Raw genomic sequence first — 25,251 nt, forward strand, 5'->3', positions numbered from 1 at the left:
GTTAGAGTATTTTAACAAAACAGGCTCATTCAACTATTTGAATATCAAGACTTTCTCTTTATTTCTTATCCCGAACTCAGGTTACTTAAATGAAATGTGGTTATGCAATAGTGCTCTGCTCAAGAAAGAATATTTTGATGTAAAAAGTATGTCATGGCAGATTGGCACTGAATTACAAGGAAAACTGGAAGATCCACTACAAGATCCAGTTGTGATGATGTCGGTAACCGAGCAGCAAAAATATCTGCTTCAGCTGCATGAAGATATTGATAATCAATGCGGAGCAAGCAACTGTCTTGAACAGTATATTTATGGAGCAACGTTATGATACGACTCATCCCATTCTTGGTTCTTTCTGAGAATCGCATTCAGGATAGTCAGCAGTTTGCGCATACAGGCAACCAGCGCCACTTTTTTGGCTTTTCCTGCTGCAACCAGCCGTGTGTAAAATGCTTTTATCACCGGATTGAAACGAGTTGCAACCAGTGCAGCCATGTACAAAGAGGTTCGAACTCCGGCCCGACCGCCAAAAATGGTTCGTCGGCCACGCATGGTTCCCGAGTCTCTATTAACAGGAGCTACCCCAACCAGTGCACTGATCTCCCTGCGCGAGAGTTTCCCTAACTCAGGGACTTCTGCCAGCAATGTAGCAGCAGTCATCATACCAATGCCTTTGATAGTACTTAGCCGCTCTGCAAGCTCGTTGAAATGATCCGTAATATGCTTATGCATATCCTCGTCAATCCGTTTAAGTTCATTTTCTAGTGCATTGATGATGTTACTGATGCTTTTTCTGTTTTGCGGGTGAGATGGATGCATCCGGTTTCTTTCAGCTACAAGCATTGCAATCAGCTGGCGTCTGCGCACCACCATAGCAGCAAGAATCTGACGCTCTGCATCAGGAATAGCCTGGATAAAACGTGACCGCTCAGGATGGCGGTTAATGACATCAGCCATCTGAGCTAAAACTCTGGCATCTATTCTATCAGTCTTTGCCAGATAGCCCATGGATCGAGCAAAGTCTCTGGCTTGCCTGGGATTGATAACGGCAACATCAAAACCTTCAGCCTGAAGAGCGCATGCAATCGCTGCCTCGAGACCACCTGTAGCTTCCATCAGAATCAAGGCTATGTTGTTCTTTTTCAGTTGATAAATGATGGTATCGAACCCGTCAGGGTTATTGCTGACTCTGAACTGCTCAATGTTATTGGTGCCTGCAATATCCAATGAAGCTTTAGAAACATCAATTCCTACACAAATTGGATTTAGCTGACTCATATTACCCATCCTTGCAAATACGTTATGAATTACGGACAACTGTTCGGGTTTCAGATGAGTGGCTAAGTGTATGCATCATTCGCTTTGCTACGGGCTATAAACCCCAGGGACAATCGGATTACATACACCTTGCCAAATCTAATCGCTATTATTATAACCAAATTTCAAGATACAAGGGAGACGACTATAGTAAAATCGAAGAATATAAGCGAGCTGATAGGATATTGTCTGTTGGTAAATACTGGACTGGACCTAATATGAATACCGATTATCATCACGGCTCAGAAATTATGAAAGAACATCTGATTAAAAATGCCCGCTATATGATTAGGATCTCGCAGCAAGATTTAATTAGTGCATGGAAAAAAAGATCGGTTGATCATACTGTTTGCCGGTGGCTTATTGAAGCATTGCTTGCTAATAAATCATTACAACTCCATGTGGTTGTGTCTCCTTTGGATGCCGCCGCCGGGGCAGCGGGTGATCAATACTCTTTTGGCTCCGGTGCTGAACGAACCTTTGAATTGTTAAAATATTACATCACTCATGATCTTGATACCGATGAATTATTGAGTGATGAAAATGGCGATCGTGCTGATGCATTGAAGCGAGTATTGATAGCGCCCTTTTTTTTCACTGATAGGCTATCAGAACAGCAAACTACGGAGGGAAAAACCTATCAATGGCCGAATCTCGATTTGGCGGCATATACCGCCACGCTTAAGCAGCAGCCTCTGGTAAAAAAGCCGCCATTACGAGGTATAATTGGTAGTTCTCTTATGTCAACCATTGAAGGCAGTGGGTTTATTTACCCTAAGGTGCCGGCTGCTCCGGCAAATCATGCCAAGTTAATGATTATTGACGATGAACTATATGTTGTCGGCTTTGGCAATCTTTATCCAGGTCATCTTTCTGAGTTTAATTATGTGGTAGAAGGCAAAAAGGCGGTGGAAGAATTAATTGCAGAATATTGGCAGCAGGTATGGAAATACTCAAGTCCCCATGTTTTTCCCAAGTTAAATCAAGATTTGTATTGTTCATCTGGCAATGCCAATTAGACAAAAAATAGTTTGTAAATAATTAGCTGGCAATGGAATTTTACTTGTTATTTTTTCAACTCATTAGTCATAATAGCACGAGTTTCGCACCAATAAAAAAACGCTCTATTTTTAAGTTTAATTCAGCATAATATGTAAATAGATAAAACCTTATAAATTAAATATAACTTATTGTAAATTAAGTGAATTTATGCATTTCAGTAACTTGCAGATTACTAGAATTTTATAGGCCTGTGCGAAACTCGTGTTTGTGTTTTGAGGAAACACAATATCGTGAGTAACCGGATTAGCGTCCTGCGCTTCATCAAACAAAATAACGTCAAAACGGTGAGAAAGGTTAGGTTGTGAAAGTTGGTACAGCTTCAAATACATATCATGAATAACGGGGAAATTATCAGAAAGGTTAATCATTCGATGCCAGAGTTGTTCACTCTGGCTGACCACCTCATTAGCGGTAAATGATTTTTTAACTTCACCCATCAATATTGAGGGACAGTGGCGTAACATAATCTGACTATCCACACTGCACATAAAATTCTTTAAAGTGTCCTGAATCGCTTTTACGTATAGCCAGTCATCACTCTGAGTGGCATTAGCAATATCCAAAAGCCGCAGAGAATGGGTTAATCGATTAGCATAATTTCTACCAAAACCAGGCCATGCCAGTTGATGGGATGTTTTACAAAGCACATTAGCGGGAAATTTTTCGTCCGCCTCTTCTCCACTGAGCGATTAAAGGCAATGTAGAGCATTCTAAGCTCCGGATGTTTTTCGGCGTATTTCACTAACGCACGAGTTTCGCAATCTCCAAAAAAGAAGTATAAATTTAAAAACAAGAAAAAATCAGGGTGTTCATATTTTGTCGGGTTATCCATGTATTAAAGATATCTATAAAACATTCTTACAAGTAAGCAGTTTAAGATACTCTGGTTTAGCGTTATCAGAAGTAAGCCCATCGCCTTTATCTCATGACACTGTTAGCCGATGGCTAAAAAGTAGATGTTTTAGACCTAAAGACCTATGGCGATTAGTTGAACCTTCTATAGACAAAAAAAGCCCTTGCGTACTAATTGCCGATGATACATTGATTGCCAAAACACGTAGTAAAAAAATAGAGATGGTCCATTATCAATATTCAGGTAATGAACATGATGTTATTGCTGGCATAGGTTTAGTTAATTTGCTTTGGCATGATCTGACGAAGGTTGAATCAATTCCTATCAATTATCGTATTTATGATAAAGATTCTGATGGAAAAACAAAAAACACGCACTTTTCCGAAATGCTCACTCTTGCTAAAAAAAGAGGGATCATACCAGAAGCCGTAGTGATGGATGCTTGGTATTCTAGCCTGGATAACCTGAAATCAATTCGCTCTCATGGTTGGATCTGGGTAAACACGCTGAGGAAAAATAGGATTGTTAACCATAACAAACAACTGAACAAGTTAGACATCTCAGAAGAAGGAACGTCAATACACTTGCGAGGATATGGTTGGGTAACCGTTTTCAAATTTACAGCCAAAAACGGCCGTATTGATTACATAGTAACAAACAAAGAGAATCCCACCCGTCAATACGTCCAATCTATCATGGATGCCCGTTGGTCTGTTGAAGTTTATCATCGAGAAGTTAAACAAAACTGTGGTATTGAACGCTGTCACGCTCGCACGAGCCGAGCGCAAAGAAATCATATTTTTCTCGCTATTTCTGCGTGGTTTGAACAACATAAACGTCGTATATCTGAAAAAATAACCCTTTATCAACAAAATTGGGACGTAATCAAAAGTGCTATTACTGAGCAAATCCGTGTTTTATTAGCGTACCCAAATTAGTTTTGTGCGAAACTCGTGAATAGTAAAAACAGCAAGATAATGATTGCTTTATCATTATCTTGTTCTTATGTTGCATGGATTAATTTAGAATAATATGCGGGTAAAAGCGGGATAGATCTTGGGTAATTAATTGTTTGTCTTCTCGAATACCAATTCCTGCCGGTTGATCATTTACCAGCCAACCACCGATTAATGTATAGTTATTTTCAAATTGTGGTAGCGGATAAAATTGTTGAATAATCATCCCCTCTTCGCCATATGGACCGTCTACTGAGGCAATTTCACGTTCATTATCGATGATACGAATATTTGCTTCTTCTCGTGAAAAAATAGGTTTGATTACATAGCTGTCCAGTTTTGGCGGATTAGCTTCTGCAAAATAGGCCGGTAACAAATTGGGGTGATTAGGAAACATTTCCCATAGCATAGGTAGTAATGCTTTGTTAGAAATAATGCTTTTCCAAGCAGGTTCTAACCACCTTACGCCAGCATCTGCTAACTTAGTAGAAAAAATCTCTCTAAACATAAATTCCTGTCACCGATCATGCAAAACTGATCCACTAACGATCATCTAAAACTGATCCACTTGGTATTATTCGCACATTTTTGTACGGATAATTTATGTTAACCAAGGAGATATTTGTGGATATTCATGTTCGCTTTGCACAAGGACAAAGCCTTCGAAAAATTGCCCGTGAATTGGGCATATCCCGTAACACCGTAAAACATCATTTACAACAACAGACAATGCCAACTTATGCTAAAAGAAGTCAACAACCGACTAAATTAGCACCCTTTAAACCTTATTTGCTTCAGCGAATTGAACTGGCTAAACCTGATTGGATCCCTGCAACAGTCTTATTTGATGAAGTAGTTGAAAGCGGCTATCAAGGCGGTATTGCTCAATTACGCCGATTTGTTTGTCAATTTAAACCAAGCATTGTTCCCGAAGCTGTCGTCCGTTTTGAAACACAGCCAGGTCAACAAATGCAAATCGACTTCACCAGCATCCGGCGAGGTAAAAAATCACTAAAAGCGTTTGGTGCAACGCTAGGCTATTCGCGTGCGAGTTATGTAAAGTTCTTTGATAATGAACGAGCAGAATCGTGGCAACAAGGTTTACGAGAAGCTTTCGACTATTTTGGTGGTGTACCACAGGAAATATTGTGTGATAACGCAAAATCCCTCATCATCGAACGGGATGCTTATGCAGAAGGTGAACATAAATTACATGTCGAAATGCTTCAAATGTCGAAAGATTACGGGTTTAAATTGTGTGCTTGCAAGCCCCTACAGGGCAAAAACTAAAGGGAAAGTAGAGCGCTTTAACCACTATTTAAAAAACAGCTTTATCGTACCATTAAATACCGACCTTCGTGCTCATAATCTTGAACTGGATATTGAGATAGCTAATGCAAGAGTGGGGCCCTGGTTACAACGCGTTGCCCATCAGCGGATTCATGGAACAACGTTAGAGAAGCCAGCAGATAGACTAGCTAAGGAAGTTAAGTATCTTCTACCCTTACCAGCAAGGGTTTGCCAATCTATCCCGCAGACTGATACGCTTAATATCCGTATCGTACCGCCCCTTGAATCTGTCAGTTTGCAACACTCAATCAGCGTATACGAAGCATTGCTGGGAGGTGAACATGTTATTGCATGAACAAATTGAACACCTGTGTGAGTCATTGAAATTAAATTCTATTCCGACTCATTGGTCATCACTTGCCGAACAATGCATTGCCCAAGACAAAAGCTACGGAGAGTTTTTACTGTCCCTATTAAAATGTGAGCAACAACAACGAGATGAACGAACCCGTAATCTTTTGAGTCGGATGGCAGGATTCCCAGCACATAAAGAACTTAATACGTTCGATTTTAAGTTTGCAACGGGGATCCCCAAACAACACATACAGGAATTAAGCGCATTAACGTTTATTGAACGTAATGAAAATGTCGTGTTGCTTGGCCCAAGCGGTGTAGGCAAAACGCATTTAGCTATTGGGTTAGGATTAAAAGCAGTACAGGCCAAGAAGAAAACCCGCTTTACCACGGCAGCTGAACTGATGTTGCAACTCTCAACTGCCAAACGACAAAATAAGCTCAAACAATATCTATCACGTTCGGTGATGGCCCCGAAATTGTTGATTATCGATGAGATTGGATACCTGCCGTTTGGGCGAGAAGAAGCAAACCTGTTTTTCAATGTGATTGCCAAGCGTTATGAGCATGGCAGTGTCATATTGACGAGTAACTTATCATTTGGGCAATGGCCAAATGCTTTTGCTGATGACGCAACATTAACTGCCGCTATGCTTGATCGTTTACTTCATCATTCGCATGTACTGCAATTAAGCGGTGAAAGCTATCGATTGAAAGATAAGCGGCGCTCAGGAGCAATGACTGAGTAAAAGTGGATCAATTTTGATTGATCGGATTTAGCTAAAAAGTGGATCAGTTTTCGGTGATCGTTGACAAATTCCCAAGGATATAATTTAAACAGATTGCTAATAACTTGGTTATTAGGATCGGTAAACTGTCCTTTTTCACCTAAACCGATTTGATCAATATAGAGAAATTCGGTGGGAATATTGGCTTCGTTAGCACAGTCTTGTAGGTATTGTATGGTGCCGCGATCTTCGTCACTATCTTGGCAGCAGCTGAAATGTAACCAGTTAAAACCAAATGATTCACGCAAAAACGCAAAGCGTTCAATAAGTTGTTCTTGTATGCTATTAAATTGATCAGCATTGATTTGATCTTCTAACCAAATCCACTGAAAAAATGCGGTTTCATATAAAGATGTTGGTGTATCTGCATTATTTTCTAATAATTTTGCAGGTCTTTTACCGTCATAAGCTAAATCCAATCGAGAATAAAGTGAAGGTTGGTTAGTTTTCCATGAGTGATTAACAAATTCCCAACAATGTTTAGGGATCTGAAATTTTATCAATAATTCCTCGTTACTAACCACTTTTTCGACCACTTGCAGGCACATTTGATGTAATTCAGCGGTGGTTGCTTCAAGATCTTCGATTTGTTGCATAGTAAATTGGTAATAGGCATTTTCACACCAGTAAGGTTCACCGTATAAGGTGTGAAAATGAAAACCAAACACGAGTTTCGCACGGGCATATAAAATTCTAGAAATGGCTTCAGAACAATAATTAATCTGTAACTTGCTAAGACGTATAAATTTACTTAAATTACAATAAGTTATTTTTAATTTATGAGATTTTTTCTATTTATCACGAGTTTCGCACAGGCCTATAAAATTCTAGAAATGGCTTAAAAGTGATGATTAATCTGCAAGTTACTGAAATGCATAAATTCACTTAATTTACAATAAGTTATATTTAATTTATAAGGTTTTATCTATTTACACATTATGCTGAATTAAACTTAAAAATAGAGCGTTTTTTTATTGGTGCGAAACTCGTGCCAAATTCAGCTGCCTTTTCTTTCCAATCAGTGCGTTCAGTGATGGGCATCCTTATCATCGCTATCAACCTCCCATAGAACGCTGAGAAGGCGTTGTGGCACTTTGACGCTGCATGCGAGTCTGTTGTTTAGCGACTGATTCACCGAAACCGCCACGAGTGATAGTGGTGGTCGTTGCCGGTTTAGGAGCAAGAGCTGATGGAGGTAAGGCCATAGTTCTACCTCCCGCTACAGCCGGCCCATAGTTTTTGCCACTAGCATCAACAAATTTTCCATTGGCGGGACTTGCAGGATTGCTTGAGCTAAAGAGAGGTTGCGCTGCAGGGGCTGGCGCAGCTGTACCACCACCCATTAGACGTCCCATCATGTAACCTGCCATTAATGGCATCCAGAAGCTACCACTTTGTCCACTAGCTTGATTTTCTGTCGCTAAACCAGCTTGAGCTTGAGATGCAGTTTGGGTTGTAGTTGTGGTTTGAGTTGCGGTTTGAGTGGGAGCCTGAGTACATTTTTCTTCCCCAAATTCGGCCACACAGTCTTCACGTGTCGCATATTTAGGTGCAGTTTTAGCCGCTTCCTGCAATGCATTTTTATAAGCCAGCGAACATTGTTCACTTTGAGCCGGGTTTTTTTTGGGCACAATCCTCTGCGTTAGTATATAAAGAGACGGTTTCGTCGCTTTGCTCACAAGCGGACAACATAAATACCGTACTAATAGCTAAGGCAACAGGTGCTAAGCGGTAGACGCGCCAGCTTTTGCGAAAAGCACCTTGATTAATATTTGTCAATGCCAACTGAATTCTGATCCACTTTGCTAAAGTAAAACTGATCCACCCCCTTTAATTTACTCGCTAAGTTCCGGTTTCAATTTTTTATGTAGCTGACCGCTTTTTAGCTTGTCTTTTAACCGATAACTTTGTCCACTAATCTGTACAATATGTGCATGGTGCAGCAATCTATCCAGCATAGCCGCTGTTAGCGTCTCATCGTCACCAAATGTACTTGACCACTGAGCAAAAGACAGATTACTAGTTAAGAGCACACTACCCGCTTCATATCGCTTTGCCACCACCTGGAAGAACAGGTTTGCTTCTTCCTTGCCAAAAGGTAAATAGCCAACTTCATCGATAATCAATAGTCTAGGTTTACTGATAACTCGGGTAAGATATCCTTTAAGGTCACCTTGTCGATGAGAGGTAAGCAGCTGCAACATCATGTCCGCCGCAGTTAGAAAACGGATGCTTAATCCCTGCATCGCAGCCCTATAGCTGATGGCAGTAGCAAGGTGGGTCTTACCGACACCAGACGGACCTAACAACACGATATTCTCCTGGCGCTCAATAAAAGCCAGTCCAGCCAGTTCCTGTATTTGGTTACGGGGAACACCGCTGGCATATTTGTAATCAAACTGCTCCAACGTCTTTATCACTGGCAGCCCAGATAAACGGAGTATCGTTTGACGCCGACGTTCAGTAAGTCCTTCATACTGGTGTCGTAAAACAGACACTAGAAAGTCAGCGAGTGTACCGTTCTTGTCGACAGTTCCTTGCGCTACAGCTGGCCACTCTGTGCTTAGTCTGTCCAGTTTAAGCTGCTGGCAGAATTTTTCGATGCGTTCATACTGAAGACTCATATCGGCATCTCCAGAATCGACTGATAGACGGACAAAGGATGTTGTAGGCTCTCGATAGGAATGGGGCGAGTCTGATGTATCGGTAAAGGAAATGCTTGCATGACTTTCGGCAGCGGCAACAGTGCCAAGCGTTCTGTAGCATGCGCTCTTCCGGCGATACACCCGTAGTGCCGTGTTTACGTACATTAGCTATTGTACTCAGCCAGTCTCCAATACGTGAGTTGGCGGCGGTAGCATCCAAAGTAAGCCCTGCCTGACGAAATGACGCGGTTAGTGGAACAATGAAACTGTTCTTAAGATAGTGATTAAAAGGTTCAACCTTACCTTTAGTCTTCGCCCTGTATGGACGGCAGACTTTCGGACTGAAAGCATATTTTTCGGCAAGCTTGATAAGCTGTGGGTTCCAGCGGTGTTTACCAGGACCATAAACATCACGCTCAATGATAATGGTCTTCGCATTATCAAATAGCAGCTGACGAGGCGTACCGCCAAAATACTGTAGGGCTGACTCAATCCCGTCGCCCCAGGCTGCTGAATTTTGACAGATGTAAAACCTAACAAAAGTGGAGCGACTCCAGCCTAACGTGGCAACGAATGCCATCAAAGGATTCTTCCCCTGTCTGATAATCGTGAAGTCAACCTGCATCTGTTCACCGGGTTCAGTCTCAAAGCGGACAACATCTTCAATAACGGTTTTTTTCATAGGATGAAGAAAAGCGGTCAGCAAGCTATAGCTGCCTGTGTAGCCTCCTTCACGGATCTCCGGTAGCAATACGCAGGCCGGTATCCAATCAGGTCTGGCCGCCTCTACGCGTTCGAGAATATATACCTTGAAGGGATCCAACTTACCGGGTCTAGGCGCTCTCGATTTATAACGCATATTCGCCGCCGCTTCAGTGCTACGAAGATATGGCCTCACGGTTACTCTTGAGCATGAAAGCCGTCGCGCAATCGCACGTATAGACATACCCCGGCGATGTAAAACAGAAATTTCCACTCTGATCTCCAATGTTATCATCGGCAGTACCTTAAAACTGCCATATTTACTCTTAGTGGATCAGTTTTACATTAGCAAGTGGATCATTTTTACATTGGTAGCGAAATATTTTTCGGGCGCTTTATTTTCATCATCATTTACCTATCCTAAAGGTCGAAATAAAAATCGTGAAACTAGGATAGAATAGGGTAATTACGCTGGAAATTAAAGCATAAAACGGATAGAAAGATGGCTATCAACCTGATTATTTCACGAGTTTCGCACAGGCCTATAAAATTCTAGAAATGGCTTAAAAGTAATGATTAATCTGCAAGTTACTGAAATGCATAAATTTACTTAATTTACAATAAGTTATATTTAATTTATAAGGTTTTATCTATTTACATATTATGCTGAATTAAACTTAAAAATAGAGCGTTTTTTTATTGGTGCGAAACTCGTGTATTTATTTTAAGTGGTAAAAATACAACTTTTCTAATTAACTTTCGTTACAATAAAAAATACCCACAATATATGGGTATTAATAGTGGGTTATTTATTTAGTGTATTTGCGGAACACTCATCGGATTGATAATAGCATCCGGTGAGGTAGATAATGTTTTTCCTAAGCTACTATTTAAACGGAGCAGATCGCCTTCATTTAAAGTCCCACGGGCATACTGAATTTTCAGATCATTAATCAGATAATCATAACGTGCATTGGCTAAATTCTGTTTCGCCTGAAAAAGGGCTGTTGTTGCGTTCAATACATCCACGATAGTCCGAGTGCCGACCTGATAGCCTGCTTCCATCGCATATAACGAACTTTGTGCTGAAACAACCAATTGTTGGTAGGCTTTAATGCTACTAATAGAAGAAATCACATTATTATAGGAAGAGCGTACTATCTGAATAACATTGCGATAAGTACTTTCAAGCTGTTCACTGGCACTAATATAACCATACTGTGCTTGCTCAACGCGTGAGTTAGTTCGGCCAGCTGTATATAAAGGCACACTCAACGTTAATCCGACACTATTTTGGCCAGTATAGCTAGGACCATTTCTATTCCATATTTGTTGATTAGCACTACCATGATACTGGGTGTTACTAACACCGGTTGACGCTTCTAATCCAAGGGTAGGTAAATGTCCTGATTGTTCATAACGAATATTTTCTCGCGCCAGATCTTGTGATAAACGGGCGCTAAGTAAACTTAAGTTGCGTGTTTCAGCATCTTTTAATAGCTTCTCTACTCGTGCGGGTGTCTGGGTACTGAAATGAGCAATATTTAAAGCCGCTAATTGACTGTAATAGATGCCGCTAACTTGACGTAACTTTTCCAGCGAATTTTCTAATTGATTACGGCTCGATACTTCTTGAGCTAATACGCTGTCATAATTAGCGCGGGCGTTTTGTACATCGGTAATCGCGACTAATCCTACGTTGAAACGTTGGGTTGTTTGATCTAACTGGCGATAAACGGCTTTTTTCTGTGCTTCAATATAGTCTAATAAGTCAATAGCACGTAATACGTCAAAATAAGCTGTGGCGGTATCAAGAATTAATTTTTGCTGGTTAGTTTGATAAGTGACATCTGCAATACCGGCGGTTTTTTCCTGCATGTCTAACTGTTGCCATTTTGACATATCAAAGATGGTTTGGGTGAGTTTCAGATTGGCGCCAAGTTGGTTGTTCTCTGTGTCACGATTATCACGATAACCGCTGTTATAGGTGAAATTTGCGCCTAAACCTAATTGTGGTAGCAAAGGACTACGAGATTCATTAATTTTTTCAAATGCTTGATTACGTTCTGCTAGCGATTTACGTAAATCCGGATTACTTTCTTTTGCTTTCTGATAGACTTGCAATAAATTTTCAGCTTGCCCAGTGGCACTTAGTCCAACTAGGCTAATTGTGATAAAAAGAGAGATAAATTTTTTCATTCTGATTCCTTGATTATACAATTTTTTGCTTTAGTTATCTCAGAAAAACATGAACACCGCTAATTTTAGCAGAATATGTCATTATTCCATAGTAGCTGTTTGTGCCATCTATCATGTTAAATCTGGCCAATGCTACATTATTTATAAGCTAATTTCCTTAAAAAACGTTATACAAGTCTCACTTTTTGTCAGTTAGTGCATATAAATTCAGAGAGTTTCTATGAGCGATAAAAAAAATTTACCTTTCAAGTTTAGCCAAAATGATGTGGAAATTACCGCTAAATTCGATCTTTATAATGGTTTTTTTCGTTTTGTTGAATACCATTTTCGACATAAGTTGTTTAATGGTGGTTGGAGCAAGGAAATTCGGCGAGAAGTTTTGGAGCGGGGTAATGCTGGCGTTATTTTACCCTATGATCCCTGTCTTGATAAGGTAGTGTTAGTTGAACAAGTACGGATCCCGGCGATGGATACGAGCGAAACACCGTGGTTGTTAGAAGTTATTGCTGGCATGGTAGAACAAAATGAAAACTTAGAACAGCTAGTTCGTCGCGAAGCAAAAGAAGAAGCGGGTATTACCATTCAGCGTTGTTACTATGCTCTAAGTTATCTTACCAGCCCGGGGGGTACAACTGAGCGTATTTATGTTCATATCGGTGAAATTGATGCATCTGCTATCAAACCCGGCAGTGTACATGGATTAAGCAGTGAAAATGAAGATATTCGTGTCCATGTTGTTAGTCGTGAACAAGCTTATCAATGGATGGAGTTAGGGGTAATTGATAATGCGGCTACCGTAATCGCAATACAATGGTTACAATTAAATCATCTTAGGTTGAAAAATAACTGGTTGAAGAACTTAAAATAACGGTTTGTCATAACATGAAAAAGAAGTGTGTATCAGCCTACAGATATTAATAAAGTATTAATGTTAAAATAACGTATAAAGTAGGTAGAAACTAAGGAAATTGCTTGGATAGTCTGTTTAAATTAACAACAAAGCAAAAAAGACTGGTGAGGATCTTGCAAATTACCGATACTCACCTTTTTGCTAATGTTGATGATACTCTACTTGGCGTCAATACTTTTAGTAGTTTTCATGCAGTAATTGATGCAATTTTAGCGTGCAATGAAAATGTTGACTTGGTTGTTGCTACCGGTGATTTGGTTCAAGATCAATCGGCATCAGCTTATCAGCATTTTGCGGAAGGGATCAAACGGTTATCTGCTCCTTGTGTTTGGTTGCCGGGCAATCACGATTATCAACCGGCAATGGTTGCTACTTTAGCAAAAGCAGGAATTTTACCCTCTAAGCAGGTGCTAATTAATGATAATTGGCAAATCCTGATGTTGGACAGCCAAATTCAAGGTGCTGTGCATGGAAAATTATCTAAGCAACAGTTGTTATGGATGAAACGTTGTTTTGATGCATACAGGGAGCGTAGTCATTTACTAATGTTACATCATCATCCTTTGCCTTCGGGTTGTACCTGGCTTGATCAACATAGCTTGCGTAACTCTCATATTTTGGCTGACTATTTAAATCAATATCAACAAGTTAAAGCGATTTTATGTGGGCATATTCACCAAGAAATAGATGAATATTGGCAAGGGGTTCGTATGATGGCAACACCATCAACCTGTATACAATTTAAACCTCATTGTACTAATTTCACATTAGATACAATGGCACCGGGGTGGCGTTATCTTGATCTTTCTATCAATGATAACGGTGAAAATGTGTTGGATACACAAGTTTTCAGATTGGATAGTGATAAATTTCGCCCAGATTTCGACTCAGGTGGTTATTAATGTCAACATTAATTTATATACATGGTTTTAATAGTTCCCCCTTATGGCAGAAGGCAAATAGCTTAAAAACTTGGCTAGAGCGACAACATCCAGCAGTTAATATGTTGATACCCCAGCTTCCTTGTTATCCAGCAGAAGCGATTGAGTTATTACAGAATCTCGTAGCAGCCCATGCGGGAGAGCAGATTGGGTTGTTAGGTTCTTCATTGGGCGGTTATTTTGCTATTTGGTTATCGCAGAAATTTAATTTACCCGCTGTGGTTGTCAATCCAGCGGTACGTCCTTTTGATTTGTTTGAGCAGTATTTAGGTGAGGAAGTCAATCCTTATACAAAGGAACGCTACATTTTACAATCCCACCATTTAAATGAACTACAAGCAATACAAATTGATGCATTAACCGCTCCTGATTTGATTTGGCTATTACAACAAACAGGTGATGAAATATTGGACTATCGTCAAGCTGTTACCTATCTTATGGAGTGTAAGCAAACAATAGCGCCAGGAGGTAACCATGCTTTTGTTGGATTTGACTACTATTTTCCACAAATTATGCGTTTTTTAGCTTTGGCAAAGACAAAATAAGTAAAAAATTATCCAAAATAGCTAAATGACTGTTATTATCATCAGTATCTCAGCATTTATTTGCCTAATTAATCGTCAATTACCGCAGAAAATAATATGACTCAATCTAGTTATAATGCAGAGGCAATCGAGGTCCTCAGTGGTTTAGAACCTGTACGTCGTCGCCCAGGCATGTACACTGATACTTCTCGACCAAATCACCTGGCACAGGAAGTAATTGATAATAGCGTGGATGAGGCGCTTGCCGGTTATGCTAAACGTATCGATGTAATCTTGTATGAAGATCAGTCACTGGAAGTGATTGATGATGGCCGAGGTATGCCGGTTGATATTCATCCAGAAAAGAAGGTACCGGCTGTAGAGCTGATTTTGGGGCAGTTACATGCCGGGGGAAAATTTTCTAATAAAAATTATCAATTTTCTGGCGGGCTACATGGTGTTGGTATTTCAGTGGTCAATGCATTATCAAAACGTATTGAAGTAACTGTTAGTCGTGATAGCCAAATATACCGAATTGCTTTTGAAAATGGTGAAAAAGTTCAGGAACTTGAGGTTATTGGTAGTTGTGCTAAACGCACGACCGGTACCGGTGTCCGTTTTTGGCCTGATAGCCATTTTTTTGACAACCCACGCTTTTCCATTTCGCGTTTAGTGCACGTATTAAAAGCCAAGGCTGTGCTATGCCCTGGTGTTGAAATCGTCTTTAAGGATAAAATAAATAATACTGAGCAGACATGGCGTTATAACGATGGCTTGACCGACTATCTAATGGAAGCAGTGAACGGCTTAGTGACTTTACCTGAGAAAGCGTTTGTTGGTAATTTTGCCGGCCAAATAGAAATGGTCGATTGGGCTCTGCTTTGGTTACCAGAAGGTGGAGAACTATTAACCGAAAGTTATGTTAACCTTATTCCAACCCCACAGGGGGGTACCCATGTTAATGGGTTACGCCAGGGCTTACTGGATGCGATGAGGGAGTTTTGTGAATACCGTAATTTACTTCCGCGCGGTGTTAAATTGACAGGTGATGATATTTGGGAACGCTGTGCTTATGTCTTATCAGTCAAAATGCAAGATCCACAATTTGCCGGCCAAACCAAAGAACGTCTTTCTTCTCGCCAGAGTGCTGCGTTTGTTTCCGGTGTAGTAAAAGATGCTTTTAGTTTGTGGTTAAACCAAAATGTTCAAGAAGCTGAGCAATTAGCGGAACTCACCATTTCAAGTGCACAAAGGCGTCTGCGAGCAGCGAAAAAAGTCGTGCGCAAGAAACTGACCAGCGGGCCTGCGTTACCCGGCAAGTTAGCTGATTGTACTTCTCAAGATCTTAATTTTACTGAGCTATTTTTAGTTGAAGGAGATTCAGCCGGCGGCTCGGCTAAGCAGGCTCGTGATCGAGAATATCAGGCGATTATGCCGCTAAGAGGGAAAATATTGAATACTTGGGAAGTCTCTTCCGATGAGGTTTTAGCTTCACAGGAAGTCCATGATATTTCAGTAGCTATTGGTATTGATCCAGACAGCGATGATCTTAGCCAACTCCGTTACGGTAAGATTTGTGTGCTTGCCGATGCAGATTCAGATGGATTGCATATTGCAACCTTACTCTGCGCGCTTTTTGTTCGCCACTTTTCCGCTTTAGTAAAAGCAGGCCATATTTATATTGCTATGCCACCCTTATACCGTATTGATCTAGGTAAAGAAGTCTATTATGCCCTCGATGAAGGTGAAAAAGACGCGGTTCTCGACAGACTAAGCTATAAGCGTGGCAAACCGAATGTCCAGCGTTTTAAAGGGTTAGGCGAAATGAATCCGACTCAATTACGTGAAACCACACTTGATCCCAATACACGACGTTTAGTGCAGCTCATTATTAATGATGAGAATTATCAAGAAACACTAGCGATGATGGATATGTTATTGGCGAAAAAACGGGCAGAAGATCGTCGAAATTGGTTACAAGATAAAGGCGATGCGATAGAAATTGAAGTGTAATCGATACTGTTAACCAGAGATTAAGGAATCAAATGAATGAGTGAGATAACTCACGATGGTGTAGAGCAGCAACCACTTTATACCTTTACCGAAAATGCCTATCTCAATTATTCCATGTACGTCATCATGGACAGAGCATTGCCATTTATTGGTGATGGGTTAAAGCCTGTTCAGCGACGAATTGTTTATGCCATGTCTGAACTTGGTTTGAGTAATGCCGCTAAGTATAAAAAATCAGCTCGTACAGTCGGTGATGTATTGGGAAAATATCATCCGCATGGTGATAGCGCTTGTTATGAAGCCATGGTATTGATGGCACAACCATTTTCCTATCGTTATCCATTAGTTGATGGTCAGGGAAACTGGGGAGCCCCTGATGATCCTAAATCGTTTGCTGCGATGCGTTACACCGAGTCAAGATTGTCAAAATATGCTGAAACGCTACTCAGTGAATTAGGATTGGGAACGGTATCCTGGACACCTAATTTTGATGGAACATTAACCGAACCCAAAACACTACCGGCAAGATTACCCAATATTCTGCTAAATGGCACGACAGGAATTGCCGTTGGTATGGCGACCGATATTCCGCCGCATAATGCTCGTGAGGTAGCAAGCGCGTTAATTGCTTTACTGGAAAATCCAAAAGCTGATCTTAAAATGTTGATGGGTTTTATTCCCGCTCCTGATTATCCAACAGAAGCAGAAATTATTTCATCAAAAGAAGATATTCAAAAAATTTATCAAACAGGCCGTGGTTCTATTCGGTTACGTGCTGTATGGGAAATGGATGATGGCAATGCCGTTATTACTGCACTACCTCATCAAGTTTCAGGTGCTAAGGTGTTGGAGCAGATTGCTTCACAAATACGTGCCAAAAAATTACCGATGGTAGAAGATCTACGTGATGAATCAGATCATGAAAATCGAACACGTTTAGTGATTGTACCTAGAAGTAATCGGATTGATTTAGAACAAGTGATGACACATTTATTTGCCACGACCGATCTAGAAAGAAGTTATCGGGTCAATTTGAATATGATTGGTCTGGATAATCGTCCGGCAGTTAAAGGACTGGTAGAAATTTTAAATGAATGGTTATTATTTAGGCGAGAAACCGTACGTAATCGCTTAAATCATCGTTTAGAAAAAGTATTAAAACGCTTACATATCCTTGAGGGTTTATTAATAGCTTATCTTAATATAGATGAGGTTATCCATATTATCCGTAATGAAGATGAGCCTAAAGCAGTATTAGTGTCCCGTTTTGCGCTTTCAGAAACTCAGGCTGAATCTATTCTGGAATTGAAATTGCGTCATTTGGCTAAACTGGAGGAATTTAAATTACGTGGTGAGCAAGATGAATTAGCTAAAGAGCGTGATCAACTGCAAGCTATTTTAGGCTCTGAGCGTCGTTTAAACACCTTGATCAAGAAAGAAATTGAAACCGATGCCCAGACTTATGGTGATGATCGTCGCTCACCACTTAAGGAGCGTATTGAAGCAAAAGCCATGAATGAACATGATATTTTGCCTTCTGAGACGGTTACTATTGTTCTTTCTGTTATGGGATGGGTGAGAAGCGCAAAAGGCCATGATATTGATCCGACTAATCTTAACTATAAAGCCGGAGATGGTTTCCGTAGCTCAGCAAGGGGCAAAACGAATCAACCGGTTGTTTTCCTTGATAGTATTGGACGTAGTTATTCCCTTGATCCGCTTGATCTTCCTTCTGCCCGCGGACAAGGAGAGCCACTTACTGGTAAATTGGCATTACCACCTGGCGCAACGGTTGAACATGTATTGACTGCTCCCGAAGAACAAAAATATTTGTTAGCATCGGATGCAGGTTATGGTTTTATTTGTACTTTTAGCGATTTAGTGGCAAAAAATAAAGCAGGTAAGGCATTAATTACCTTACCTAATAATGCAAAGGTACTGGCGCCATTAGAAGTCAATAATGAACAGCAAGATTTATTATTGGCAATTACTAACGCAGGAAGAATGTTAATATTTCCTGTTAGTGATCTCCCTCAGCTCTCTAAAGGTAAAGGCAATAAAATTATTAATATTGCAGCGGTTCAATCAGCCAGCAGAGAGGATTTGCTAGTTTGGTTAATGTTTTTGCAGCCTCAGTCTTCAATTACCCTCTATTTTGGCAAACGAAAACTGAAATTAAATCCAGAAGATTTGCAAAAATATCGTGCTGAACGAGGTCGTAAAGGTTCTTCATTACCTCGTGGATTACAGAGTATTGAACGTATAGAAGTAACTCCTCCCAGTAATGGATAATTTTTGATTTTTTTATAGGTGTGTGAAGTTACTTATTACTTGAGGTAAATATGTTAGCTATTGTTCGTATTATTATTGTGATCCTATTTACGATATTGGTTTGCGTGTTAGGTTGTTTTTATTGCTTATTAAGTCCAAGAAATCCACACCATGTTATGCGCTTTGGCCGACTGTTTGGCAAATTATCTTATGTCTTTGGTATTACTATTATTAATCGGGTGCCTTCTGAAGCGAAAGATTACGGTCCCAGTATTTATATCGGTAATCATCAAAATAACTATGATATGGTAACTATGTCAAATGCAGTACAGCCAAATACCGTTACTGTTGGAAAAAAGAGCTTAGTATTTATCCCTTTTTTCGGTCAACTATATTGGTTGGCCGGTAATATTCTTATTGATAGGGCTAATCGAACTAAAGCGCACAATACCATTTCACAGGTTGTTAAGCAGATAAAAAAAAGAAAAATTTCTGTTTGGATGTTTCCTGAGGGAACCCGTAGTCGTGGTCGAGGTTTACTACCATTTAAAACCGGTGCATTTTATGCAGCAATTGCAGCTGGGGTTCCGATAGTACCAGTCTGTTTATCTGAAACAGAAGGGCGCATTAAACTGAATCGTTGGAATAATGGAGTAGTGATTGTCGAAATGCTACCGCCTATTGATACAACAAAGTATAATCGGGAAAACGTGCGTGAATTAGCAGAATATTGCCATGATTTATTCAAAGTTAAAATTGCAGAATTAAATAAAGAAGTGGCAGAAATAGAACAAAAAATGAAATAAAGTTTAAGTTCATTTTTTAAGCAAATTAGTTTCTAAATTGTCATATTTAACAATATATTAATATTTGGCGTTGTATCAATCTATCGTCTTAATGGAATATAGTTATCAAACAATTGTGATAATACAATTACTAGCGGATAGTAAGATAAGGATCTTTCCTGGATGAACAATAAATGGCGCTAGCTTATTAATGATTTTGTGGAGAAGATATGTCACTAAGTCGGCGTCGATTTCTTAAGCTATCAAATATAGCTATGAGTCTTTCTATGCTTCCTGCTGCGGTTAGAGCAGAAAAAAATGAAGGGTATCCATTATTGGCAATCCCACCTTTATTGGAATCTCATGTTGGTCAACCGCTGTTTCTTACGTTGAAAAAATCTTATTGGTCTTTTGATGGTAGTCATCGCACTAATACTATTGGTTGTAATGGTTATTATTTGGGGCCAACCATTCGAATAGAAAATGGTAGTGATTTGAAATTGGTATATAGCAATCGACTTTCTGAAGAAGTAGCTATGACAGTCAGTGGGTTGCAAGTTCCAGGAACTCAAATTGGTGGGGCGGCAAGATTAATGTCACCCAATGTTGATTGGTCGCCGGTACTGCCGATCTGTCAACCGGCTGCGACCTGTTGGTATCATGCTAATACACCTGGCAAGATGGCAAAACAAATTCATGATGGCTTGGTTGGTATGTGGATTGTGTCAGATAAAACCAGTAAGAATTTAAATATTCCTAATCATTACGGTGTTGATGATTTTCCTATTATTATGCAAGATAAACGGCTAGATAGTTTTGGCGCACCTCACTATAAAGCAACAGCTGAAGGTTTTTTAGGTGATACTTTATTAGTTAATGGTGTGCAGGAGCCGTATATTAAAGTTGCTCGCGGCTGGCTCCGCTTACGGCTGCTTAATGCATCGAATTCAAGGCGTTATATATTGGAAATCAGTGATAAGCGGCCATTTTATTTGATAGGTAGTGATCAAGGGCTGCTACCTGCTCCAGTAAGTATCGAAAGATTACCTATGGCGCCTGGCGAGCGTCGAGAAGTGTTGATTGATATGTCTAAAACAGAGTTATTGACGATAACGGCTGGAAGAGCAGCAGGGGTTATGGATCGTATCAAAGGACTTTTCGAACCGTCAACTTTATTAAATTCAACCAAAGTTTTAACCATTTGTTCTTCAGGATTATTATCCTTAGTAACAGATAATTTACCAGAGACTCTAGTTAATGACACGAGCCAAATCGCGTCGACGATCCGTAATCGTGAAGTGATCCTTAGCAAACCTTTTGGCATTAATGGTATGATGCGGGATGTAAATCGTATTGACTTAATCACCCAGCAGGGAGCATGGGAACGCTGGACGGTAAAAGCGCATGAGCCGCAAGCATTTCATATTGAAGGTGTTCGTTTCAAAGTTATTAATCATAATGGCGTTGTACCAGGGCCGGAAGATTATGGCTGGAAAGATACAGTATGGATCAATGGATACAGTGAATTATTAGTTAATATGCTACAACCGTCTTATGATCATTTTCCTTTTTTGTATTTTAGTCAAAATTTAGAGAAAGCGGATAAAGGCTCAGTTGCGCAGATGGTGATCAATCCATCAACTTAATTTATTTCTATAATATAGAATATTTTGTAGCTGATTATAAAAAAGTGATTGTATTATTTTATGTTTTGTTATTTCGATTGTTATTTATTATTTAAAATTATCTATATAATAGTAATTAATAATTTGATCGTTTTTATAAAAATGTAGATTTATCGAAGAGTGATTGGATTTATTAAATGTAAAATCCAATTTTCTATTATGCCAATATGGTGACCTAATGAATATTAGTTTAATCGCAGCAATGGCGGCGGATCAGGTGATTGGTTTGGAAAATAACATGCCATGGGTGTTATCCGGTGATTTAGACTGGTTTAAGCGTAATACGTTAAATAAGCCAGTTATAATGGGACGTATAACTTATGAATCTATAGGTAAACCTTTACCTCAACGTTTGAATATTATTCTTAGTCATACTCATTCGAGTGATGATAATGGCGTTGTTTGGGTTAACTCAGTTGATGAGGCACTAGCTGCAGCAGGAGAAGCAGAAGAAATAATGATTATAGGCGGGGGAAAAATTTATGAATTATTCTTACCTCTGGCGAATCGTCTTTATTTAACGCATATAGATGCGGAAGTGATTGGTGATACCTATTTTCCTGTTTATGAGCCTAATGAGTGGGACTCTGTATTTACTGAATACCATGAAGCAGATGATAAAAATTCTCATAATTATTGTTTTGAAATATTAGAACGCCGTTCACAAAGCTAAGAGAGATTCTTGGTGGTAATAAAAAATCGAAGGCTAATACTTCGGTTTTTTATTATTAATTTGAATTAGTGGATGTTAAATATATAAATAAAAATTAAATTTGTATTCTTAATTAAATAATTTAAGTCAAATATTTATAAATAAGGGTCTATTCAAATAGCTTTTATAGCTATTATTTTAGTCATATTAAAACAAAATTAATTAATTTATTACTTATATTCCATTATTTGTTGCATAGCAAAATAAGCATAGTATTAGTTATCTTTTGGTAAATGCAGGCTGGTGAAAATATTTTTTATCTTCCCAGCGTAATAAAGTCAATTTTCCTCCCCAGCAACAACCGGTATCAAGCCCATAAATATCTTCAGGTGTTCCTTTCCCTTCAAGGGAAGCCCAATGACCAAAAATAATGGCGTATTCTGGTGGTATTTTTCGCGGCAGATCAAACCAAGGCTTTAAAGGAGGAGGTGTGTTTTCAGGTTTATTTTTCCAGGTCATGTTTAACTGACCGTCAGGAAAGCAATAACGCATACGAGTCAGGACGTTAGTACTAAAGCGTAAACGGGATAACCCTGTTAAATTGGGTGACCAGTTGTTCGGTATATCGCCATACATGGAGTCGATAAATAAAGGATAGCTATCACTACTAAGAATAGCCTCTACTTCTTTGGCACACATCTGTGCTGTTGCTAAATCCCATTGTGGTGTGATCCCAGCATGTGCCATGATGATTTTTTTCTTATTGTCAACTTGTAATAATGGTTGACGTCGTAACCAATTAACTAATTCATCAGCATCAGGCGCTGTCAGTAATTTTTTCAGTTTGTCTTTGGGTTTATTATGGCTAATATTGGCATATACACCGATAAGGTGGAGATCATGATTACCTAGTACCATTCTGACGGATGAGCCTAATGTTTTAATGTAACGTAAAACTTTGAGTGAATCCGGGCCTCGGGAGACGAGATCACCGGTGAGCCATAAAACATCCTTTTGTGGTTCAAATTTCACTTGCTTGAGAAGTGCTTTAAGTTCACGATAGCAACCGTGAATATCTCCTATAAGATAAGTAGCCATAATTAGTTTATAACTGTTGGGATAGCAAGACGAAAGACTGGGATATCAACATAAAAATTTTTACCATCATTATCTAACATCACATAATGGCCCTCCATGGTTCCCATTGGCGTTTCTATAATAGCACCACTGGTATAACGAAATTCGGCGCTTGGTTGAATGATAGGTTGCTCTCCTACCACGCCCTGTCCTTGTACTTCGGTACGTTTACCATCACTATTGGTAATTAACCAATAGCGACTTATTAGCTGTACCGGCGTGCGGCCTAGATTGCGAATAGAAACCGTATAGGCAAAAACAAATCTGGCTTCTTCCGGGAAAGATTGATTTTCAATATAGACACTTTGAACTTGTATACAGATGTTAGGTTCATTTAGCATAGTGCCCCCAAAGTTTATCACTATTAGCGAGAGGTTTTAGCCAATTTGCTGGCTAACTTGCAATAATTTTCTACTGAAATATTTTCAGCGCGACAATTTGGATCAATACCTAATTGCTCAAAATCTTGCACGCTAAATAAATCACTTAAACTATTACGAATAGTTTTACGTCGTTGATTAAATGCCTGTGTAGTAATACGACTTAATAATTTGACATCACAAATAGGGTAAGGGTTTCGTTGATGAGGAATTAAACGCACGACAGCTGAATCCACTTTTGGCACAGGTGAAAAAGCCGACGGCGGTACTTCTAAGATAGGGATTATCTGACAATAATATTGCGCCATAACGCTAAGGCGACCATATGCTTTAGTATTCGGTCCTGCGACTAAGCGATTTACAACCTCTTTTTGTAGCATAAAATTCATGTCAGCAATAGCATTAGTATATGTAAAAAGATAGAACATTAGCGGAGTTGAAATATTGTAAGGAAGATTACCTAACACTCTAAGGGGTTGACCCTTTTCTTTCGCTATTGCGCCAAAATCAATCGTCATTGCATCGTTTGCTATAATTGTTAGTTTAGCACTTAGCGCAGGGTGTGCAGCTAAACGGGCGGCAAGATCACGATCTAACTCGATTACCGTCATATTCTCTATAAGTGCACTAATAGGTAATGTTAGGGCGCCTAGACCCGGGCCAATTTCAACAATAGCTTGATCAGGCTTTGGGTTAAAAGCAGTAACCATATTGTCAATAATAAATGGGTCAGTTAAAAAATTTTGCCCAAAGCGCTTACGGGCAAAGTGCCCTTGATGGATTCGTTTATTCATTGTTATTTTGTATCATGCTAATAGCTAATTTTAAGGCGGTTATAAAACTGTTAACATCTGCTTGCCCACTTCCTGCTAGCTCTATCGCTGTACCATGGTCAACCGATGTACGAATAAAGGGTAAGCCTAAAGTAATGTTTACCGCGTGGCCAAAACCTTGATATTTTAGCACAGGCAGACCTTGATCGTGATACATAGTTAAAATCACATCAGCTTGGTTCAGATATTTGGGTTGGAATAGAGTATCCGCCGGGAAAGGGCCATAAAGCTGCAATCCTTCATGACGCAATTTCTCGATAACTGGGATGATAGTATCGATTTCCTCATGTCCCATATGTCCGCCTTCGCCGGCATGAGGATTTAATCCACAGATATAGATGGCGGGTGTTTTAATGCCAAATTTAGATTTTAATTCTTCATTTAAAATATAAATAACTTCTTGTAGGCTTTGAAAAGTAATTGCAGCGGGAACCTGTTTGAGCGGTAAATGGGTTGTTGCTAGCGCAACACGCAATGTTTCTGTCGCTAACATCATGACGACTTTTTTTGTTTTACTTCTGTCAGCAAAAAATTCAGTATGCCCGGTAAAGGGAATACCTGCATCATTGATAATTCCTTTATGAACAGGGCCGGTAACTAATCCTGAAAATTCACCAGTCATACAGCCATCGCAGGCGCGGCTAAGTGTTTCTATTACATAAGTGCTATTTCGTTTATTAAGTTGGCCTGCTTTGACCGGCGCAGGTAATTTTATTGGTAACACGGTCAATGTTTTGGCAGCTTGGTTGTTATTCGGAGTTCCTGGCGAATAAATAGTTAATTCTAATTCTAAGCCGAGTTGATCCGCTCGGCTTATTAGCAGGTCTGGATCAGCACAAGCAACTAATCTAACCGGCCAATTTTGTTGAGCGAGTTGGATCAAAAGATCAGGGCCTACCCCGGCCGGTTCACCGGGGGTGAGAACTATAGTATTAGTTTTTTTTTCCATAAAGA

General features: G+C 39.6%; 21 protein-coding genes and 4 pseudogenes. 13 read left to right on the plus strand and 12 right to left on the minus strand.

The window, feature by feature from the left end:
- The first annotated feature begins 37 nt into the window (after positions 1-37).
- Positions 38-328, plus strand: coding sequence for a hypothetical protein (locus tag V3224_RS01260; protein ID WP_334468008.1), 291 nt, complete (start codon positions 38-40; stop codon positions 326-328).
- On the opposite strand, the gene V3224_RS01265 is transcribed toward V3224_RS01260, so the two are convergent.
- Positions 310-1,278, minus strand: coding sequence for an IS110 family transposase (locus V3224_RS01265; protein WP_032115191.1), 969 nt, complete (start codon positions 1,276-1,278; stop codon positions 310-312). The genes V3224_RS01260 and V3224_RS01265 overlap by 19 nt on opposite strands.
- Between V3224_RS01265 and V3224_RS01270 the strand changes: the two genes are divergently transcribed.
- Positions 1,260-2,336: a hypothetical protein gene (locus tag V3224_RS01270; protein ID WP_334468011.1), complete on the plus strand. Its 1,077-nt coding sequence runs from the start codon at positions 1,260-1,262 to the stop codon at positions 2,334-2,336. The two genes, V3224_RS01265 and V3224_RS01270, sit on opposite strands and share 19 nt — an antisense overlap.
- Before the next feature lie 168 nt (positions 2,337-2,504).
- On the opposite strand, the gene V3224_RS01275 is transcribed toward V3224_RS01270, so the two are convergent.
- Entirely contained in the window at positions 2,505-3,026 is a 522-nt protein-coding gene (locus tag V3224_RS01275) for a hypothetical protein (RefSeq protein ID WP_334468012.1), read from the minus strand.
- A gap of 169 nt (positions 3,027-3,195) precedes the next feature.
- Here V3224_RS01275 and V3224_RS01280 point away from each other — a divergent pair, with 169 nt between their 5' ends.
- Positions 3,196-4,170, plus strand: a complete 975-nt coding sequence (locus tag V3224_RS01280) for an IS701 family transposase (protein WP_334468014.1) — start codon at positions 3,196-3,198, stop codon at positions 4,168-4,170.
- A gap of 79 nt (positions 4,171-4,249) precedes the next feature.
- Here the strand turns inward: V3224_RS01280 and V3224_RS01285 are convergent.
- Positions 4,250-4,702: pseudogene (locus tag V3224_RS01285) on the minus strand (glutathionylspermidine synthase family protein); the annotation flags it as partial.
- Between the two features lie 89 nt (positions 4,703-4,791).
- On the opposite strand from V3224_RS01285, the pseudogene istA (V3224_RS01290) reads away from it, so the two are divergent.
- Together istA (V3224_RS01290) and istB (V3224_RS01295) are read left to right on the plus strand one after the other, a co-directional pair.
- A pseudogene (istA, locus tag V3224_RS01290) lies at positions 4,792-5,833 on the plus strand (IS21 family transposase).
- Entirely contained in the window at positions 5,820-6,581 is a 762-nt protein-coding gene (gene istB, locus V3224_RS01295; protein ID WP_334467780.1) for an IS21-like element helper ATPase IstB, read from the plus strand. The pseudogene istA (V3224_RS01290) and the gene istB (V3224_RS01295) overlap by 14 nt, the downstream one beginning before the upstream one ends.
- Here istB (V3224_RS01295) and V3224_RS01300 read toward each other — a convergent pair.
- The 5 genes and pseudogenes from V3224_RS01300 to tolC all read right to left on the minus strand — a co-directional run bounded on the left by V3224_RS01300 (position 6,536) and on the right by tolC (position 12,166).
- Positions 6,536-7,321 carry a glutathionylspermidine synthase family protein gene (locus tag V3224_RS01300; RefSeq protein ID WP_334468097.1) on the minus strand — a complete coding sequence of 262 codons (786 nt, stop codon included), beginning with the start codon at positions 7,319-7,321 and terminating at the stop codon, positions 6,536-6,538. The genes istB (V3224_RS01295) and V3224_RS01300 overlap by 46 nt on opposite strands.
- 354 nt (positions 7,322-7,675) lie before the next feature.
- A pseudogene (locus tag V3224_RS01305) lies at positions 7,676-8,405 on the minus strand (DUF1190 family protein).
- Between the two features lie 50 nt (positions 8,406-8,455).
- Entirely contained in the window at positions 8,456-9,244 is a 789-nt protein-coding gene (gene istB / locus V3224_RS01310) for an IS21-like element helper ATPase IstB (RefSeq protein WP_334468016.1), read from the minus strand.
- Positions 9,241-10,262: pseudogene (gene istA / locus V3224_RS01315) on the minus strand (IS21 family transposase). Before istA (V3224_RS01315) ends, istB (V3224_RS01310) begins: the two are co-directional and overlap by 4 nt.
- A gap of 518 nt (positions 10,263-10,780) precedes the next feature.
- Complete coding sequence (gene tolC, locus V3224_RS01320) at positions 10,781-12,166, minus strand: outer membrane channel protein TolC (RefSeq protein WP_334468017.1); 1,386 nt, start codon at positions 12,164-12,166, stop codon at positions 10,781-10,783.
- A 220-nt stretch (positions 12,167-12,386) separates the two neighbouring features.
- Here tolC and nudF point away from each other — a divergent pair, with 220 nt between their 5' ends.
- From nudF to folA, 8 genes are all read left to right on the plus strand, one after another.
- Positions 12,387-13,034, plus strand: coding sequence for an ADP-ribose diphosphatase (gene nudF, locus V3224_RS01325; protein ID WP_334468019.1), 648 nt, complete (start codon positions 12,387-12,389; stop codon positions 13,032-13,034).
- Between the two features lie 104 nt (positions 13,035-13,138).
- Positions 13,139-13,978: a 3',5'-cyclic-AMP phosphodiesterase gene (gene cpdA, locus V3224_RS01330; protein WP_334468021.1), complete on the plus strand. Its 840-nt coding sequence runs from the start codon at positions 13,139-13,141 to the stop codon at positions 13,976-13,978.
- Positions 13,978-14,562, plus strand: coding sequence for an esterase YqiA (gene yqiA, locus V3224_RS01335; RefSeq protein WP_334468023.1), 585 nt, complete (start codon positions 13,978-13,980; stop codon positions 14,560-14,562). Before cpdA ends, yqiA begins: the two co-directional genes overlap by 1 nt.
- A 96-nt stretch (positions 14,563-14,658) precedes the next feature.
- A complete protein-coding gene (gene parE / locus V3224_RS01340; RefSeq protein ID WP_334468025.1) occupies positions 14,659-16,554 on the plus strand; it encodes a DNA topoisomerase IV subunit B in 1,896 nt (631 codons plus the stop codon).
- 36 nt (positions 16,555-16,590) lie between these two features.
- Positions 16,591-18,846 carry a DNA topoisomerase IV subunit A gene (parC, locus tag V3224_RS01345; protein ID WP_334468026.1) on the plus strand — a complete coding sequence of 752 codons (2,256 nt, stop codon included), beginning with the start codon at positions 16,591-16,593 and terminating at the stop codon, positions 18,844-18,846.
- Positions 18,847-18,896: 50 nt separating this feature from the next.
- Positions 18,897-19,631, plus strand: a complete 735-nt coding sequence (locus V3224_RS01350; protein WP_032114531.1) for a 1-acylglycerol-3-phosphate O-acyltransferase — start codon at positions 18,897-18,899, stop codon at positions 19,629-19,631.
- A 209-nt stretch (positions 19,632-19,840) separates the two neighbouring features.
- A complete protein-coding gene (gene ftsP, locus V3224_RS01355) occupies positions 19,841-21,256 on the plus strand; it encodes a cell division protein FtsP (protein WP_334468029.1) in 1,416 nt (471 codons plus the stop codon).
- A 217-nt stretch (positions 21,257-21,473) separates the two neighbouring features.
- Complete coding sequence (gene folA, locus V3224_RS01360; protein ID WP_334468031.1) at positions 21,474-21,968, plus strand: type 3 dihydrofolate reductase; 495 nt, start codon at positions 21,474-21,476, stop codon at positions 21,966-21,968.
- 258 nt (positions 21,969-22,226) lie between these two features.
- Here the strand turns inward: folA and apaH are convergent, their stop codons facing one another.
- Genes apaH through pdxA form a run of 4 tightly spaced genes read right to left on the minus strand, consistent with a single transcriptional unit; the run spans position 22,227 to position 25,246 of the window.
- Entirely contained in the window at positions 22,227-23,045 is an 819-nt protein-coding gene (apaH, locus tag V3224_RS01365; RefSeq protein WP_334468032.1) for a bis(5'-nucleosyl)-tetraphosphatase (symmetrical) ApaH, read from the minus strand.
- A 2-nt stretch (positions 23,046-23,047) separates the two neighbouring features.
- Entirely contained in the window at positions 23,048-23,425 is a 378-nt protein-coding gene (gene apaG, locus V3224_RS01370) for a Co2+/Mg2+ efflux protein ApaG (RefSeq protein WP_180816244.1), read from the minus strand.
- 23 nt (positions 23,426-23,448) lie between these two features.
- Entirely contained in the window at positions 23,449-24,258 is an 810-nt protein-coding gene (gene rsmA / locus V3224_RS01375) for a 16S rRNA (adenine(1518)-N(6)/adenine(1519)-N(6))-dimethyltransferase RsmA (protein ID WP_334468036.1), read from the minus strand.
- Positions 24,251-25,246, minus strand: coding sequence for a 4-hydroxythreonine-4-phosphate dehydrogenase PdxA (pdxA, locus tag V3224_RS01380; protein ID WP_334468038.1), 996 nt, complete (start codon positions 25,244-25,246; stop codon positions 24,251-24,253). Before pdxA ends, rsmA begins: the two co-directional genes overlap by 8 nt.
- Positions 25,247-25,251 lie beyond the last annotated feature (5 nt).

The organism is Arsenophonus sp. PmNCSU2021_1, assembly GCF_036919435.1.
Lineage (GTDB): Bacteria > Pseudomonadota > Gammaproteobacteria > Enterobacterales > Enterobacteriaceae > Arsenophonus > Arsenophonus nilaparvatae.